This window comes from Nostoc sp. MG11 (assembly GCF_014904695.1).
Taxonomy (GTDB): domain Bacteria; phylum Cyanobacteriota; class Cyanobacteriia; order Cyanobacteriales; family Nostocaceae; genus Komarekiella.
Genome location: NZ_JACXXN010000029.1, coordinates 38558 through 51802 on the forward strand (window position 1 = coordinate 38558; position 13245 = coordinate 51802).

Annotated in this window: 7 protein-coding genes; all 7 read right to left on the minus strand. The window is 44.3% G+C overall.

What is annotated here, in order from left to right; translation table 11 throughout:
- Positions 1-100 precede the first annotated feature (100 nt).
- The 7 genes from HCR01_RS27325 to HCR01_RS27355 all read right to left on the minus strand — a co-directional run bounded on the left by HCR01_RS27325 (position 101) and on the right by HCR01_RS27355 (position 13184).
- Positions 101-2989: an NHLP bacteriocin export ABC transporter permease/ATPase subunit gene (locus tag HCR01_RS27325; RefSeq protein WP_193199183.1), complete on the minus strand. Its 2889-nt coding sequence runs from the start codon at positions 2987-2989 to the stop codon at positions 101-103.
- Positions 2990-3047: 58 nt separating this feature from the next.
- Complete coding sequence (locus tag HCR01_RS27330; protein WP_193199184.1) at positions 3048-5345, minus strand: NHLP family bacteriocin export ABC transporter peptidase/permease/ATPase subunit; 2298 nt, start codon at positions 5343-5345, stop codon at positions 3048-3050.
- Positions 5332-6777, minus strand: coding sequence for an NHLP bacteriocin system secretion protein (locus tag HCR01_RS27335; protein ID WP_193199185.1), 1446 nt, complete (start codon positions 6775-6777; stop codon positions 5332-5334). Before HCR01_RS27335 ends, HCR01_RS27330 begins: the two co-directional genes overlap by 14 nt.
- A gap of 524 nt (positions 6778-7301) precedes the next feature.
- Positions 7302-8396: a cyclic nucleotide-binding domain-containing protein gene (locus tag HCR01_RS27340; RefSeq protein ID WP_193199186.1), complete on the minus strand. Its 1095-nt coding sequence runs from the start codon at positions 8394-8396 to the stop codon at positions 7302-7304.
- Positions 8397-8481: 85 nt separating this feature from the next.
- Entirely contained in the window at positions 8482-9654 is a 1173-nt protein-coding gene (locus HCR01_RS27345) for a DUF7005 family protein (protein WP_193199187.1), read from the minus strand.
- A 79-nt stretch (positions 9655-9733) separates the two neighbouring features.
- The gene (locus tag HCR01_RS27350) at positions 9734-10522 is read right to left on the minus strand and encodes a MinD/ParA family protein (RefSeq protein ID WP_193199188.1); all 789 of its coding nucleotides are present in this window, start codon (positions 10520-10522) and stop codon (positions 9734-9736) included.
- A 64-nt stretch (positions 10523-10586) separates the two neighbouring features.
- Positions 10587-13184, minus strand: a complete 2598-nt coding sequence (locus HCR01_RS27355; protein WP_193199189.1) for a hypothetical protein — start codon at positions 13182-13184, stop codon at positions 10587-10589.
- Positions 13185-13245 lie beyond the last annotated feature (61 nt).

Below are 13245 nucleotides of genomic sequence, written 5' to 3' on the forward strand. Positions count from 1 at the left end.
AAATAAGCAACATGAACTCATGATAATAAGACGATTGTCTCCTGATTCTATCGGGGTAATTGAACTTTAGCTTTAACTTGACTTTGCAAATTTCAAGTAACTACGCCATTTGCCTAGCGATTAACTGGGCAAATAGCCCCTCAACAGTAGCTAGTTCCTTAAAAGTTCCTTGTTGTACAACCCGGCCTCCTTGGAGTACATAGATACGGTGAGCGTTACGGATAGTGCTTAGTCGGTGAGCGATCGCAATTCTGGTAACTTGTAACTTATCTAAACTTTCGCTGACAATCGTCTGGGTTCTATTATCGAGCGCACTAGTAGCCTCATCGAATAACAAAATGCGGGGTTTTAAGGCTAGGGCGCGAGCAATCAATAACCGTTGTCGTTGTCCCCCAGAAAGATTGCCACCTCCTTCACTCACGACAGTATGCATTTGCATTGGCATGTTTGCAATATCATCAGCAAAACCAGATATGCGAGCAGCTTCCCAAGCTTCATCTAGGGTAATCTGAGCGCCACCAGCAATATTATCGAAAATCGAAGCGGCTGTCAGTTGACCACCCTGTAAAACAACACCCAACTGTCGGCGCACAGCGTCTACATTTAAACCAGACAAATCTTGCCCGTCATAGTAAACACTACCAGCTTCGGGAGTTTCAAATCCTAGTAGTAATCGGAATATTGTCGATTTACCACTTCCAGATCCCCCCACAAAAGCAATGAACTCCCCAGGCTCCGCAGAGATACTCACATTATCCAACGTCAGCGTTCCATCACTGCGGTAGCGAAATGTCACATGATCTACAACAATTTTGCCAATGAGCTTACCTGGATCGGCTTTGCTGCGATCCACTTCCGGTATGGTTGCCAAAATTGGCTGGGTGCGTTGCCACTGCGGGACAACTTGCAAAACATCGGTAACTGTGTTGCTTAGGTCTGTAGCTCCCCTAATAAAGTTGCCAAAGGCTGCGTTGAAAGCTAGGAAAGTACCAAGAGATAATCCCATACCTCCTGAAGTCTGAGATTCTTCAAACAAACTAATGGTAAACCAAAAAAGTATTCCAGAAGTTAGTGTGGGCATTAAGGTATTGAAAAGTGCCACAAAGTCTTCAACTTGCTGTATGCTGAGTTCAAGTTTGACTTGCCGAGAGTAGTTTTTACTCCAAGAAGCGAAGGCGCGATCCTCAGCCCCAGCAACATGTAGTTTAGAAATTCCGTTGATTAACTGTACCGTCTGTCCAAAAATATCCCCTTGCAATTCCAACAGTGGACGCACCTTACGAAGGAGGAGTACACCAGAGAGGCTAGTAACAGCGATCGCAACTACTGCAATTGCAACTGCAACTAAAGCTAATTTGAAGTTGTAGTAAAACAACTGCCCCAAGTAAAACAGTGCAAACAAACTGGTGATGAGATTTATCAGGGTTTTGCCACTGAGTTGGCGACGAATCGTAGTAATTGATGATACGCGAGACTGAAGGTCGCCTGTTGTATACTGACGAAAAAAGGATACAGGAAGATTAAGCAACCGATCCCACACAGCTGCTTGAGTGGAAGCGTCAGAAGTTGTTTCCATTCGCAGGATAGCAAAACCTTGAGTTAGCTGAAATAAGGCTGTCCCCAAAGCAGCAACCAGTAGCCCTAATCCAACTTGCAGCAGTAGTCCCCTGTCGCTATCTGGAATTGCGTTGTCTATGAGAATTGCAGTAGCTTGGGGTGTGAGCATTCCTAGTAATGTTACGGTAACACCAGTAAATAAAATAGCCAGCAGTTCTCTTCCTTGTCCTTTAAATGCGAATTGGAGTAGATCTAAAGCTGTAAGTGCCTTATCGGGCAAAGACCGATAAAACGTATAAGCAACGGGTGCAAGTGCCGCTGCTCTACTATCATCTACTCTGAGGCGAGTTTGCTCAACTGGGTTAAATATCTCATAGCTAGTTGCAGATATCGGCAACAGTGCAACTGGTCGGTTGTCCTGCTCGGTATAGGCGACTAAAGCACCAGAATCCTTCTCCCACCAATTATCCCGCAATAGCACCCGCCGCATCCGAATGCGCGAAGCCCGAACAATTGCCTCCAAAGGCTCTTTAACCCGCTTGAGGTTCTCTGAGCGAGCCGGAGGGCAAATTTTTACCCCCGAAGCCCTGCCAACTGCACCAGCAGCGACTAATAAAGGTGTGCCTTCAAGGAAAAAGTCCCCATCTTGATAACTCAGAGTTGATGCTAGCTCTCCCAAAGCCTCCGCTGTAACTTGGCGGTTGAGACGTTGGCGATCACGTAACCGTTGTAGTTCATCCTCCGTTTCTTGTCGATCTAAAAGGTCAATACAATGTAGAAATTGAGTATGAAATTGCGACAATCCTAAGAGCAGAGTATCTAGATTGCGGATTTCTGAAGTAGCTAGAGTGGTAAGTTGAACTCCCTCGACAGCTTTTAGCCACATTTGATCACTGAGGCAAAAAGTTCCTGCTGCACTTGTCAAAGTCAAATCCTCAAACCCCAAAAAGCAAACAGTCCCTTGCTGAAGCTGTACCCAACAAGCAACACCCGCTTCCGGTTGGAAAGTCTGACCAGCGATCAGAGAAAATCGTACCTGTTCAGAAGCCCTTACCTGAATTGCTGGTGTGGCAAATTGGGATGTATTACCTACTTGCTTGAGCCAATTTTCTACCCAAGCGATCACTCTTACATCTGCATTAGCTACTAACTCACTGAAACATTTATAATACAGTTGTAGTATTCTTGTATCTCCAACTGGTACTGCCAAAATCTGGCGCTGCCGATTGCTAGAACTGACAGCAGTTCCAAAAAGTGCCTCCCCCGTACTACAACTGCATAAATAACGACGAGTACCTTCGATAACACCATCTTCAACTGTGACAGCAAACAATGCGATCGAACCAGACTGAATTACCCAAACTTTCTGAGGATCGTCCAACAGTATCGGCTCATTACCCGTAACTTGGTAAAGTTGTCCTTGTAACATCATAATTATTAGTTATTAGTTGTTAGTTATCGCCATTTCTCCCCCATCTCCCCCTGCTCTCTTACCCTTCCTGCAAGGCTTCACCTTCAGTGCAGATTAACCGCGAGTATGCACCGTCAACTTCCCACAATTGTTTATGAGTGCCTCGTTGCACTATCTTTCCGCGTTCGAGAACGATGATTTCATCACAGTCTCGGATTGTGCTTAATCGGTGTGCGACAATAATGCAGGTACATCCCCGTCGCCGGAGATTTTCGTCAATGTTTTTTTCCGTCTCCACATCTAAGGCGCTGGTAGCTTCATCCATGATGAGTATTGAAGGGTTGTTAACGAAGGCACGCGCAATTTCTAGCCTTTGTCGCTGACCACCACTTAAATTAGCAGCCCCTTCTATCAATTCTGCATTATATCCTCCAGATATTGAGAGAATCACATCGTCAATAGCCGCATCCTCACAAGCACGCATCAAATTTTTATCTGCGATCGTGGCATCCCAGAGAGTCAAGTTGTCCCTGACGGTGCCGCTAAATAGCAAAATATCTTGCTCCACCATTGCAACAGAGTTAGTCAATAATTCGTGAGGAATTTGCTCTTTGGGTTTACCATCAAAGAGAATTTCTCCTGTCCAAGGTTCGTGAAGCCCACTGATAATTTTGGCAACAGTAGACTTACCAGAACCGCTTCCACCTACCAGGGCTACTCGCTGTCCAGGTTTAATTGAGAGATTAAAGTTTTCAATCAAAGGAGGTTCAAGAGGACTATAGCCAAATGAAATGTTCCGCAACTCAACATAGCCCTGCAATCTGGAGACTGGGGATGAGGAGGATGAGGGGGATAATAATTGCTTCACTGCTCCCCTGCTCCCTTGCTCCTCTGCTGCCCATCTTCTCTTTTCCAATTGCGGATCTGTCGGGTTGTCTAACACATCATCCAGACGAATCAAATTGCCCTCTAGTTCTTGTAAGGTACTGCCGAAGTTAACGAGATTGTTCACAGGTTCCTCGAAACTCTGCATTAAACCTTGAAAGGCTACTAGCATCCCGATGCTGAGATGTCCATCCATTACTCGTAAACCGCCTACAACTAGCAGAAGCATCGAAGAAAGGGCAGATAGGAGCGTGGGTAATACTGAAAATGTTTGATTTGTTACTCCAAGTTCCTGCTGAGAATTGATTGCTTTGGTGTAGTAACCTGACCACCGGGAAAAAAAATCTGATTCTAAGCCTGATGCTTTGAGGGTTTCTATACTTTGGAGAGCGGCAATCGACGCGCCAGCAGCTTTACCATATTCTTGTATTAATCGCTGATTAGCATCTACGCGTTGCCGAGAAATCCACTGCAAAGTTAAGACGTTGATAGCAGCAAAGCTAACCACAACCAAAGTTAATAGCCAGTCATATTGGAACATGATCAGCGCGTAAAAAATCACCATCACCGCATCAATAACAGTAGTCGCTAAACTTCCTGAAAGGACATCAGCAACTTGGTCATTGAGACTAGTGCGGTTACTGATTTCTCCTGCAAAGCGTTGGGCGTAAAAGCTAACAGGCAAACGCAGAATATGCCAGAGAAAGCGGCTGGACATCCCCACAGCTAGCTTAGTCTTTAAGCGACGCAGATATCGTAACCGTAGTAGTGTTAGCCACCCCTGAAGTACAGATGCGATCGCCATTGCTAAAATTAGTGGGCGCAACCAGTGCTGCCGTTGTTCAACCAAAATCTCGTCTACAAAAATCTGGCTAAATACAGGTATCGCCAGCCCGATGATAGTCAAGAAAAATCCTGCTATTAGGCAATAAACTAAAGCACCAGCAGCCCCTTGCAATCGTTTCCACAACGATGAAATCATGCTGGGTTTACGACCACCTTTGGTAAATTGTGCGTTTGGTTCCATCACCAGCACCACTCCGGTATAACCCTCGTCAAATTCCTGTAAAGACAGATGACGCGGCCCAGTCGCAGGGTCATTCAGATAAACGTGAGAAGAACTAAATCCCTCCACTACCAGAAAATGGTTGAAGTTCCAAAACACAATATAGGGGGGTCGCAGGTCTTGCAGTTGCTTCAGTTCTTTTTTAAAGCCTTTTGCCTGGAGTCCATAGCTTTTAGCAGCCTTGAGCATGTTAGATGCTTTGCTACCATCACGAGAAACACCGCACTCTCGACGCAATTTTGGCAAGGGTACAATCCGACCGTAGTAACCTAAAATAATCCCCAAAGCAGCAGCACCACATTCCACAGCCTCCATTTGCAGGAGGGTTGGGGTTTTGACGCGCCCCCTACTTCTGCTTTGCAGCAGTTTTTGCAAAGGCTGCAAAGGATTAACAGGTTTTACTAAAGTTGGATTAGTTGATACCACTGAAAGACCTCAGAATAGGTAAAACATACGTTAGGGGAGCGCGTTCTTCTACCTTGACTCGAACAACAGTAGTAGTTCCAGAAGAGATTTTGAGTTGCGGCCCCGTAGAAGAAGACCACTTGTAACCGCTAAAAGTCGAAGAATCTGGCTCTAAGTCAGCGAATACTTGCATTACTCCTTCCTGTTTTTGAGACATTAAACCTTCCACTACTTCTGGATTGCCCACCACATTAACAGCTCCCTCCTTTGTGATGGGAAATGGTGAGACATTGGTAATAGTTCCCACAATGCCGCCAAAGCGTTCCCGCTTAACGGTTTGGGGGGTAATTTGGATTTTCATCCCCGGTTGAATTTTCTTGCCCTCTGCGATCGGAAAATAGGTTATGCCAACCAGCTTGCTAGATGGATTTTCCTCATCTATACTCCCTAAACGAGTTCCGGCATTGACAACTTGTCCAGGCGTAATAGTGATTTCTAAAATGCGTCCATTGTGTTGGCTGACAATCTGGCTGTTAGTCCCTAGTTGCAGTTCGAGTTTGGCAATCTCTCGCTTGATTTCTTGAATCTCGTTTTTCCGGGTAGTTGTAGTTTGCAAGTCTTCTTGAGCTAGACTGGCTACTTTACTGTTCTGTTCTTGCAACTGAGCTTGGATATTTTTGATTTCGTTCAGGTTCGAGAGGTATTGTTGTTGTGCATCCGCTTCCTTGAGGTCTAGTTGCTTCAACTGAGATTCAGCTTCATCGATGCTTGCACGGGCATTGTCATATTGTTGCTGTGCCTCTAACACCACATCATCAGGAATCGCTCCCTCTCTCAATAATCTCTGACGGTTATCTAGCCTCTTTTTATGAGTAGGAAGCAGCCCTTGGAGTGTTTGCAAGCGTCGCTCTAGGTTGAGGCGATCGCGTCCTATTGACACAAGTCCTTTCTCCTTCAGTATAGGTGTCAAATCCTGCATGATCTTGAGTCTTTGCTGAAGAGTTAGGCGTTGTTCTTGGATTGCCTTTGTGTCAAGCTGCTGACGCTGCATTAGTTTTAAGCTAGCGTTGCGATCCTGTTCTTCTAATTGGACTAGTTTGGCGCGGGCTAGTTGTAATTGCTTGCGGAGTTCAGCTTGGTCAATTGTTGCCAAGACTTGCCCCTTTTTGACAACATCCCCAACTTTAATATTCAGAACAAGTAACTGCCCGGAGCTTAGTGATTGCAGTGGCACAACTTTGCGTGGGTAAATCATTACCCCTCGACCTTCAACGGTGATAGGAAGACGTCCATAAATACTCCAGACTATGCCTACTCCGACTAAGGAACCCAAGGCGACTAACGGTAGCCAGCTTTTGGGACTAACGACCTGCATCAGCTGGTCTAGTCTTTCAGGAGAAGATAGTCGCTCTAGTGACTCTTTGCGGAATAAGCTACGTTTTTGGTCTAACATTTACTTTCACGTTAGTATTTTATAAAACTTGAAATGAAAAATTTTCGATTTTTTAGTGATATTAAAGTTATAAATAGCATTCCCAACTTATTGGGCAAAAACCATCTTTGTCCTTCTCTCTGTGCCCTCTGTCTTGGAAAGTTCTGAATCTCCTGCAAAGACGCTACGCGTAGCTTGCTTCCCTGAAAGGGTACGGAGGAAACCTCCGCACCCTGCGGGATTTTGCTACAGACTTTCCGCTGTGTCTCTGTGGTTCGTTTAAAAAAATATTTTAGTGTTGCTGAATGGTATGTAAAAATCTCACGCAGAGGCGCAGAGGTAAAGAATATTTATGGTTCACTCCTATTAGAGTAGATGACGATATATTTAAACACAATGCAAAAATTTTATGTGAAACTATTATTATTTTTTGTTTCTCATTACAAGTTTGCGACTTGAGTTAAACTGGCGGCAGAAATGATTGCTAAAATCGTTTTTAGCCGCCTTTGATTTACTCTTTGTAAATTTGCCAAGTATGAGGCAATTTAACTTATTATTAAGCGTTCCTGCATCCATTCAAATCTTTTTCCAGCCAGCGCCATACGATCTAAAACACTGGAATCCAGTTCATCCTCATATTCAATATTTTCATCGAGTGGCTGACCTTGACTATAAACGCGCCTGCCATAACCAAGGTGACTGAGCATTCCCTGAAATCTATTTGAAAGCAAAGTAGCAATTACTTGATAAAAGCGGGATGCAAATCCAGTATCTTGCTGCAATTTCGCTGCCAATTGCTGCCGTGAAATAGACAAAACTAATGAGTCTTGAATAGCCTTAACAGTTGCAGAAGGTAGGCGACCATCAATGAATGGTGTTTCTCCTATAATTTCACCTTTCGATAATTTTGCTATTTCTCGATTTTTAACTTCGCTGTCCTCCATAGCAGCAAAAGCACGAGCTAAAGGATTACGTTCATCTTCAGAAACAGACAGTGACATTATTCCACTTAGTAGGATATAAAGTGCATCTACAGCCCCTTGTTCATGGATGAGTACTGTATTAGCGGTAATTTTGTGCTGAGTTCCACAACTCATCATCCAATCGATATCACTATCATGCAATTTTTCTAATACAAATAACACATTCTTTATTGGTTGTCCTTGGGCTATGTTACTACGACCAAGTTGATTGATGATGCTTTGTAGTCTATCTGAAAGCATAATCGCGATCGCTCGATAAAAGCGCGAAGCAAAACCAACATCCTGCTGCAATTTTGCCGCTAATTCTTGTTGAGGAATTGACAACACCAATGACTTTTCTACAGCCTTAACGGTTGTAGCTGTAAGGCGAGTACTGATGAAGGGGACTTCTCCGACTACCTCACCACTGGATAATCTTGCAATTTCTCGATTGGGAGTTTCAATACCTTCTATGGCTGCAAAAGCACGAGTCAGAGGATTGTTGTCAGGTTCAGCAGTAGTAACTGTTAACATTCCATCTACTAGGATATGTAAGAAATTAACAGCTTTTCCTTCTTGAATGAGTACAGTGCCAGCGGCTATTTCTCTTTGATGACCTATAGCAATCATCCAATTAATGTCACTATTAGTTAATTCTTTAAGTAGGACTTCTGTCATAGCTTAATTACTCTACGTTTTGTGAATTAAAAGTTGAAGAAAAACGAACCGCCAAGGCGCAAAGAGCGCAGAAGAATGAGATTCTTTATATAGTAAGGACTGTCTGTAATTTATTTAAGGTTTGTTGGATGCGAAATTTAGCTTCTTGAGAAGCCAATTCTTCTAATGTCAAATGAGTTAAGCACATCAACATTAGAGGTTGCATATTAGCGTCTGTTAAATCTTCTGGGTAGTCAGTGTGAAAGCGCTGCAAATTTTCTGCGGCTGCTTTCACCAATGCCTGTAGAATCGCAAAAGCCTTATCAGAAAGTGGAGGTTGACCACGGTAGTTTTGCAATCTGCCTCCTTCTCGATAATGAGGAAATGATTCTAACCCCAGAAAACGTAAGCACCAATCGGCTCGATAATATCCTGTAGCAGCTACAATGCCTCTATAGTCTGCAATTAGCTCGTCGAGGATATTGTTTCGCATGGAGTGAAATAAGCGACGTGTGAAGTAGTGTATGCATTCATGTTCTAGTCGAATTGTTAGGGATAGGCTCTGCCATTGGGATTCCTCAAGTTCCATGTCGTTGGCTGAAACGTTACTATAAGAACCACTACTCAAAATAATGAACTTATCCTGATAGAGTTTTTTTTGTGGGATTAATCGCTGAAATTCTTCTTGCCAAGTACTTTGGTAGCGATTAGCAAAACTTTCAGCTTCCCATTTTTGACGGTATTGATAAATCCTGTCCCAGTTATTAAACCCGCTAACTAAACAGGCTCCCATAGATGTAGGGACTGGGTGAGGTTCATTTCGCTTTGTTAGAGCTTGTACCAGAGAAACAAAATCGTCTCGGTTCTCAGTTAGCAATACTGGGATGGTTCCAGCCAAGCTTTGATGTAGTATTAATTGGAGTTTCTGAGGTTGCTGCAAGACTAAACCAGTCGCCTCTGCCATCCCCCCATCCACTACAACACCTCTGCGACTGGCAGCTTGATAAGTCTGCGTTTGGCTGATACCCTCAACTATGGGAAATTTCAACTGAAACAGTACCCGCTTTAGTGCGTCAAATGTTCCTACAACTTTTGCGGCCAGAGCGTATCCTTCCCAAGCAGCTACATGAGCTTCGGGGGGAAGAGGAAACTGAATGGTATGAGTTAATGTGTTGTGATTAAAAACGTTTTGATTGTATACCAATAGTTCCTCAGTTTGTGCAGCAGTGGCTCCAAAGTGAGCGAGGACATTAGTACGAAATAATTGTAGATCGATCATTGGCGATCACCTCACTTTAGACGAGGGGAATACGTAGATGGAAGAAAATAACTACTGTTATATGTTTAATGCCCTATAACTAATGAGTAACAACTAAACCAACAATCTGATCAGTCATCCCTTTAATTGTCTGACTAATGGGATGCCCAGAGTAGCGTAAACAGAAAAGACCTTTACTAGCTAGCTGCACCATCTCTTCCGAAAGTGGCAAAATCCCAGCCACCGAAACGTTGTAGATTTTCTCTACCTGTTGTTGCAAGTCTGGAAAATTCAAGGTTGGTAGCGCCTTATTAATGACCAATAACATTTTTGGCACTTTCAGTTTACGAGCTACATCCACTGTGACAGCAGTACCTTGGAAGTCTTGATGATCTGGACGTAGGAGAATTACCAAAACATTAGAAATACCAATGGAAAGTAAGGTTTCTTCATTCAGACCGGGGTGTGTGTCAATTAATAGGTAGTCCAGTTTTAGAGTGCGAATAAGTTCCTGAAAGCCATCGTTGAGCCGGACTACATCATACCCCTCACGTAGAACTCTGGCGATTTCACCCGCCTTAATACTAGAAGGAACCAAATAAAGACTACCCTTGACCGTACCTGTATTTCCCTGCTCTGCAATTAAAGCATCAGTAACGTCGTAGGCAGTATCTTTAATATTACAGCGACCCCACAAGTAGTCATTGAGAGCGCGTTCCATTTTGTTTTCGTTAAGACCGAAAATTACGTGAATTCCCGGTGATTGAATGTCCGTATCGATAATACCTACACGATGCCCCTGAAGCGCCATAGTAGACGCAATGTTGGCAATCAAGTTTGATTTGCCAGTGCCGCCACGGAATGAGTGAACTGCGATAATTTGTGCCATAAGTTACCTTTTAGTTATTTGTTTTTTGTTATTAGTCATTTGTCCCCTTGTCTCCCTCATCTCTTCACTTTTTAGATAAGAATGGCTCTGGAAAGATGAATTTTAACCAGCACCCATCGCTAATGAGAGGTAGCAAAACTCTTCCACTGGATAGCTTCAAGTCAAACTGCATATTCTTGTTTCCACTTTGGACTTCTACAAGTGCAGGCATACTCTGGGAGTTAACTATGGAGTTGCTCTTGTGTGCCCACACTCTCAATTCCTGTTTCCGCTTAGTTGGTAGCCGGAAGCAAGCATAGTGTAAGGATGAAAGTGATGGAATCTCGATAGTGGCTGTTTGGTAGTATTGTTCACCTTTGGCAGATCCCAGCAGTACTTCTGCGATTTTTGGTTGTCCACCAGCAGTGATTGTAAATACGGAACGCCCTCCTTGATATGGCTCTCGCAGCTCTACTACCACACGGGAAGTGAAGGCACCATAGTACTTCATTACTAGAGTTGCTCCTAGGGACAGCACAGCAATACACAATGCACTGATACGAGCCACAGAATTCTCCCAGATGAACAGACCGTGAACGAGCAAGATGCTTAAGAATAAGCTATATGTACCCACGCTGAACAAAGGATGATTGAGAATCTTTAAAACCACTCCGGGTAAAAGCTCCCCTTTGCGGCGGCTAGAAACCAACAGTAAAACTGGGAAAATACCACCAACAAGGGAGTTGCCAAGTACACCAGCAAAGGCAAGTACACTGGTAAAGGATTGCGTACCAACTAGAAAAAGCCATTCAGTTAGCAGGAATACTAGCAGTAACGGGCTGATGGATAGGAAAAAGCGACGTTGGTTTAGTAGGGTTATCCAGAACTTTCCTGTCTGATGATGCTCGGAAGTAGCATTGCTGAAATCAGCTTTCAATCCTCCTTCGTAAAGCAAGAGCATGGGTGAAATGGTTTGCAGACAAGCAGTATCATGGCTAGCCGATCGCACTTCTAAAGTCAAGCGAGTATCCCACTTGCGTAAGTCTGGAAACTGATGGAGTAGCTCTTTAATATCCCAACGTTCAGCGAAGGCGATTTCTACATGGTGAACCTTGCTGTTCAACTGAATATCTAGGCGAAATTTTGACTTTGCCTCTTCTAGTCCCAGATAGGTTACACCAATATGAGGAACGCGGTTGGGGTCGCCCCTAGGGTGCAATATCAATATTCCCTGCTGGCGGGGCAGCGCTAAAATCGGTTGGGGTTGGGTAGGTAACCACTCCCTAGCTAGGTTGACTAAGAGACTGGAACTGCGGAGCCAAGCCATTCCCAATAGCAGGGTGACTAGAACTGTTCCCAAAACTGTGACGATCGCCCCAACTTGCAGTGCCAATGGCTCTAAGGCTGTGCCTGATTGTCCAGCTAGCAACTGTGGTGATATCGCTCCGTTGACTGCTAACACCCAAATGCAAAAGAGAATAGTTAAAAAAGCAGTTCCCGCCACGCTACCCCAAATCAAGGATGTGGCACTAGGGTCGCGGGGAAGTATCAGTCTGGCACATTCTCCTACATAGACATGGCCAAAGTAAAGCATCAGGCTAACACCTAGAATCCGCTGTAGCATCCAGGGTTGGAAGGGTTGATCATTGAGAAATGGCAAGTTTACGTATAGAAGGTTGGACAGTTGGATATGGCGGAATGCCAGTAGTGAAAGGATGAGGAGCAAACTCACGTTAACTGCTGCCAACAAGACCATCAAGGCAACAGTGAAGTTTAAGGATTTACGAGATACTAAGTATAATCCAGTGCAGAACAGTAATACGGCCCACATTGCTGCTGGGATGTGGGTAAAGTTTGCCATAGTCACCGACAAACCAATATAGCAAGCCAAAGCGATGAGAAAAACACGGATGCCTACTGCTATAGAAAGTATAAATGAGCCTGTGCTTCCTAAATAGTTAGATACTAATTGTTTGATAAAAGAATTGCCGTAACGGAAGTCGCCGCTACGACCGATAGCTTCTGCCATGCAAGCCATAGTCAGCATATTGATAGCGCCGATGATGATCAAAAAGGCAATAGTAACTAATGGCCCCACATCGGCTACAGCAATTGGTAAGGCTAAGAAAGCTTGGGGAAGACCTAAAGCAACAGTGAATATAGAGGCTAGCCAGAAAGGTGGTAGAGATTCTAGACGTTGGGCGATCGCTGCTGTCATCCAGCGCCATTGATCTAACAGTGGCATTTTAGATGCAAAGATGGTCAACAGTTGTTGTCTGTACAAGCGGGAGTAAGCTACTTGTACTGCTTTATCATCTAAACCCAAAGTAGCCCGAATGTGAGGTACTGCTTGATAGGTAAAAGTGTACTTCAGACTAAGAGCATGGGCAATGGCAGCTTTGAGCCTGGGATTTTCTGGCATCAAGGAGGCCCACTGACTGGCATAGCGTTCTAAGTGCTGAATGGTCGGGTGGAGTGGCGGCGCATTTCCTAAAGCAAAAGCTTCCAAAAAGGCCAAATCGCGCTCATTAGCAGCTTGCTCTGTGAGGGAAAATTCTACCCGTGATCGCGCCACTATCTGCGCTGTTCGACTCTCGATTAGAAATAGTAGCGTATTTGCTCGTCTAGCTGGTAAACCCGCTAGCACTTCCTCTCGTGATATCAGTCCGTCGTCGGATGACATATTTATCACCTCCTAGGGGATACAATGCAATCATTTGTGCAACCGAATTTACCTGTGGCTT